The organism is Devosia sp. (assembly GCF_036406155.1).
In the GTDB taxonomy this organism is placed as follows: domain Bacteria; phylum Pseudomonadota; class Alphaproteobacteria; order Rhizobiales; family Devosiaceae; genus Devosia_A.
Window position 1 is genome coordinate 1 of record NZ_DASWVV010000085.1, and the last position, 4,496, is coordinate 4,496.

Genomic DNA, 4,496 nt, shown 5'->3' on the forward strand with positions numbered 1-4,496 from the left:
GGCAATACGAGCCGCATCGAAGCGCGCGCCCTCGAGCGCTCGAACGTCAAACCGGTTCTCGAGATGAGCCGGCTGATCGAGGTGAACCGCAGCTACACCAGCGTCGCCGGCATGGTGGCGCGCATGGACGAGCTGCGCCGCACCGCCATCTCGCGCCTCGCCGACGTCGCGTAAAAAGGATCAGCCGCCATGCGCGCCCTGCACACCGCCGCGACCGGCATGATGGCCCAGGAACTCAACGTCCAGGTCATCTCCAACAACATCGCCAACATGCGCACGACCGGCTTCAAGCGCCAGCGCGCCGAGTTCCAGGACCTGCTCTACCAGGCCTATCGCCGCGCCGGCTCGAGCACGTCCGACCAGGGCTCGATCGTCCCGGTCGGGATCGAGGTGGGTACCGGCGTGCGCACGGCCGGCACGCCGCGCGTCATGAGCCAGGGCAGCGTCACTCCGACCGACAAGGAGCTCGACGTTGCCGTCAACGGCGAAGGTTTCTTCATGGTCCGCCTGCCGGACGGACGTACGGCCTACACCCGCGACGGCACCTTCGAGCGCGACAATACCGGCCTGCTGGTGACCCTTGACGGCCACCAGATCGAGCCCGGCATCACCATTCCCGATACCGCCAATGCCGTGGCCATCGGCGCCGACGGTGCGGTCGAGGCGTTCCTCGGCACCGATGCCCAGCCGACGCGGCTGGGGCAGATCCAGCTGGCCCGCTTCGTCAACAAGGGTGGGCTCGAGTCGATCGGCAAGAACATGTTCGTGGAAACCGCCGCGAGTGGCCCGGCCCAGCTCGGCACGGCCAATATCGACGGCATGGGCGCGCTGATGCAGGGCTACCTCGAAGCGGCGAACGTCAACGCCGTCACCGAGATCTCGGACCTGATCGCGGCGCAGCGCGCCTACGAGATGAATGCGCGGGTGATCTCGGGGGCCGACGAGATGCTCCAGGCCACCACGCAGCTACGCTGAGGGACACGATAGATGAAAACCAGGCTCGCATCCCTCCTCGCCGCTTTCGTGCTCGGCCTCGGCGCCGCCGTGGCGGCTCCGGCTCTCAAGGCGGACGTCACCGTTGCCGCTGCCGTCGTCACCGTCGGCGACATGTTCGAGGATCCCGGCGATCTCGCCGGCACGCCGCTGTTCCGCGCCCCCCTGCCCGGCACGGCGGGCACCGTCACCCTCGAGGCGGTGCGCGGCGCCGCCGCGGCCGCCGGGCTCACTGCGTTCGCCGATCGGGGCATCGCGCAGGTGCGCGTCGCCCGCGCCGGCACGCTGGTCGATTCGGCGCAGCTGACCCGGCTCATCGCCGACGACCTGCGGGCACGCGGCATCGCCGGCGGTAACGTCACGGTCGAGGCGGTCTTCGATGCCGGCAACATCGCTTTCAATGCCGCCGCCGTGGCCAGCCCCGTGCAGCTCGTCAGCCTGCGCTATACCCCGGCCAACCAGGGCTTCGCCGCGCGCTTTTTCGTGGCCGGCGCGGAGCAGCCCGTGGATCTGACCGGGCGCATCGAACTCATGATCGAGGCGCCGCACCTCATCGAAACCCGGCCAGCCGGAACCATCCTGCAGGCCTCCGACATCGAGATGCGGCTCGTGCCGCTGCGCTTCGCCGAGACCGCCGGCATCCCGCGGCTCGACCAGCTGGTGGGCAAGCAGCTCACGCGGCACAGCCATTCCGGTCTGATGCTGAAGGCCAGCGACGTCAGCGAACCGCTGGTCGTCCAGCGCAATTCCATGGTGACCGTCTACCTGCACTCGGGGCCGATGACACTGTCGCTCAAGGGCCAGGCGCTCAACAACGCCAGCGCCGGGCAGCCGGTGCAGGTGCTCAACCCGATCTCGCGCAAGATCCTCTACGGCGTTGCCCTCGACAACGGCAGCGTCGGCGTCTCGCCCCGTCTCACCGTAGCCGGCCTCTGAGGCCAGGAGCTTTGATGATGAACACGCTCAAGCTGGCCTCTCTCCTCGCCCTGTGTGCGCTCCTTGCCGGGTGCAGCACGTTCGACCGCCTCAAGACCATCGGCGAGGCACCCAAGCTCACCGCCATCCAGGATCCCACCGTCCAGCCCGGCTATCGCCCCGTGCACATGCCGATGCCGCAGGTCGTGCCCGCCTCCTACCAGCCCAATTCGCTGTTCTCCAACGACGCGCGCGGCTTCTTCAAGGATCAGCGGGCGCACAAGGTGGGAGACATCCTGACCGTGCTGGTGACCATCGACGACAGCGCCCAGATTTCCAACACCACGGCACGCAAGCGCTCGTCCACCAACGAAGCGGGCGTCGGCGGCGTGCTCGGTTCGCTCTTCGGCAAGGTCGGCGGCGGCGTTCCCGGCCTCGATGTCGGCGCGGACGGCGCGATTTCGACGCAGTCGGGTCTTGGCGACACCGGCTCGGGCTCGGTCAACCGCAAGGAGACGCTGGAAACCCAGATCGCGGCGGTGGTCACCCAGGTGCTGCCCAACGGCAACCTGGTGATCGAGGGCCGCCAGGAGGTGCGGGTCAATTTCGAAGTCCGCGACCTCATCGTCACCGGCATCGTGCGCCCCGAGGACATCCACGCCGACAACACCATCCCCTCCTCCAAGATCGCCGAGGCGCGCATCTCCTATGGCGGGCGCGGACAGATCACGGACGTGCAGCAGCCGCGCTACGGCCAGCAGATCGCCGACGCGATCCTGCCCTTCTAGGGCCATCCTTCCCCGCCGCTCACGCATCCCCCGTTTGGCGTGAACGGCAGCGGCGGTCTCCAGAACGGAACCCGCCATCACGAGGGGCGCAGCGTCCCCGCTGCGCCCCTTCCCCTTTGCGGCGGCATTGGCTACTCACAGGCTCTTCCGCACGCAGCGAGGCCCCCATGTCCTACGACCGACTCGACGAACTCGGTAAGCGCCTGGAGGCGATCGAGCACGCCCAGGCGATGCTCGGGGTCGACGAGGCCGTGAACATGCCCGTCGGCGGCGGCGAGAAGCGCGCCGAAGCCATGTCGGTGCTGGCCGGGCTCTACCATGAGATGGCGACGGCGCCACAGGTCGTCGACTGGATCGCCGCCGCCGAGGCCGAACCGCTCGACGAGATGCAGCAGGCGGCGATGCGCGAATTCCGGCGCGTCCACACCAACATGACCTGCCTCACGCCTGACTTTGTGCGCCGGCAGATCGCGGCCCGCGTCCGCTCCGAGCAGTTGTGGCGCGAGGTCCGGCCGGGCGGCGACTGGCAGAGCTTCCTTCCCGCCTTCGAAGGCGTTGTCGCCACGGCCCGAGAAGAGGCCTCCCTGCGCGCCGCCGCACTCGGGCTCGAGCCTTACGACGCCATGATGGAGCAGTACGATCCCGGCAACCGCGCCGCCGACATCACCCCGGTCTTCGCCGAACTCAAGGCCTTCCTCAAGGATTTCGCCCCCGAGGCGCTGGCACATCAGGAAGACAAGCTGGCCCGCCGTCCGCTGAAGCCGTTCAACGCCCCCTTCCCTATCGAGCGGCAGAAGGCGCTCGGCCTAGCCATGATGGAGGCGATCGGCTTCGATTTCGATCACGGCCGGCTGGACGTCTCGCATCATCCCTTCTGCGGCGGCGTGCCCTCCGACGTGCGCATGACCACGCGCTACACGACCACCGAGTTCCTCTCTTCGCTGATGGGCATCCTGCACGAGACGGGGCACGGACTCTACGAGCAGAACCTGCCGGCGGCGTGGTCGCACTGGCCGCTGGGCAAGGCGCGGGGCATGGCGATCCACGAAAGCCAGAGCCTGTTCGTGGAGCAGCAGATGGCCCGCAGCCCGGAGTTCTGGGAATGGGCGATGCCGCATGTGCGCGAGCATCTCGGCGACGAGGCCCTCGCCGGCTGGGAGGTCGAGGACATACTCGCCCACGTCCACCGGATCGAACGCGGCCTCATCCGGGTCGACGCCGACGAGACCACATATCCGCTGCACGTGATCCTGCGCTACGAAATCGAAAAGGACCTCATCGAGGGCAAGCTCGCGCCCAGGGACGTGCCCGAGGCCTGGGATGCGGCGATGCGCGAGTATCTGGGCCTGTCCACCATCGACACGCCCAGGGACGGCCCGCTGCAGGACGTGCACTGGCCGTCGGGGGCCTTCGGCTACTTCCCGAGCTACACGCTCGGGGCGATGACCGCGGCGCAGCAGTGGGCGGCACTGGAGCGGGCCCATCCAGACGTCCGCCAGCACATGCGCGACGGCCGCTTCGTCATCCTCAATGACTGGCGCCGGGAGCACATCTGGTCGCAGGGCTCACGCTGGTCCACACCCGAGCTGCTCGAGCGGGCCACGGGTGAAAAGCTCGACGCGCGGCACTTCACCGCGCATCTCAGGCGCCGTTATCTGGCCTAGAGCGGTTCGGCTCTTTTTTGAATCGCAGGGGATTCCGGTTTTGGGGTGTTTGTGATTCAAGATGCTGACTGGTGAGGAGGCCAGCATCTGATGAGACCTCTTTCCAATGATCTTCGGGAGCGGGTTGTAGCGGCGG

General features: G+C 68.0%; 5 protein-coding genes. All 5 read left to right on the forward strand.

Translation table 11 applies throughout. The features are described from left to right. Window positions 1–15: 15 nt before the first annotated feature. The 5 genes from VGD93_RS05425 (at window position 16) to VGD93_RS05445 (ending at window position 4,360) form a co-directional block, all read left to right on the forward strand. Entirely contained in the window at window positions 16–174 is a 159-nt protein-coding gene (locus VGD93_RS05425; protein WP_395009971.1) for a flagellar basal body rod C-terminal domain-containing protein, read from the forward strand. Window positions 175–189: 15 nt separating this feature from the next. Continuing rightward, window positions 190–975 carry a flagellar basal-body rod protein FlgG gene (gene flgG, locus VGD93_RS05430; RefSeq protein ID WP_395009964.1) on the forward strand — a complete coding sequence of 262 codons (786 nt, stop codon included), beginning with the start codon at window positions 190–192 and terminating at the stop codon, window positions 973–975. 12 nt (window positions 976–987) lie between these two features. Then, entirely contained in the window at window positions 988–1,929 is a 942-nt protein-coding gene (gene flgA / locus VGD93_RS05435; protein ID WP_395009966.1) for a flagellar basal body P-ring formation chaperone FlgA, read from the forward strand. A gap of 14 nt (window positions 1,930–1,943) precedes the next feature. After that, a complete protein-coding gene (gene flgH / locus VGD93_RS05440) occupies window positions 1,944–2,696 on the forward strand; it encodes a flagellar basal body L-ring protein FlgH (protein WP_395009967.1) in 753 nt (250 codons plus the stop codon). 167 nt (window positions 2,697–2,863) lie between these two features. Beyond that, window positions 2,864–4,360 (forward strand): carboxypeptidase M32, encoded by a 1,497-nt coding sequence (locus VGD93_RS05445; RefSeq protein ID WP_395009969.1) that lies wholly within the window; start codon window positions 2,864–2,866, stop codon window positions 4,358–4,360. The last annotated feature ends 136 nt before the right edge of the window (window positions 4,361–4,496 follow it).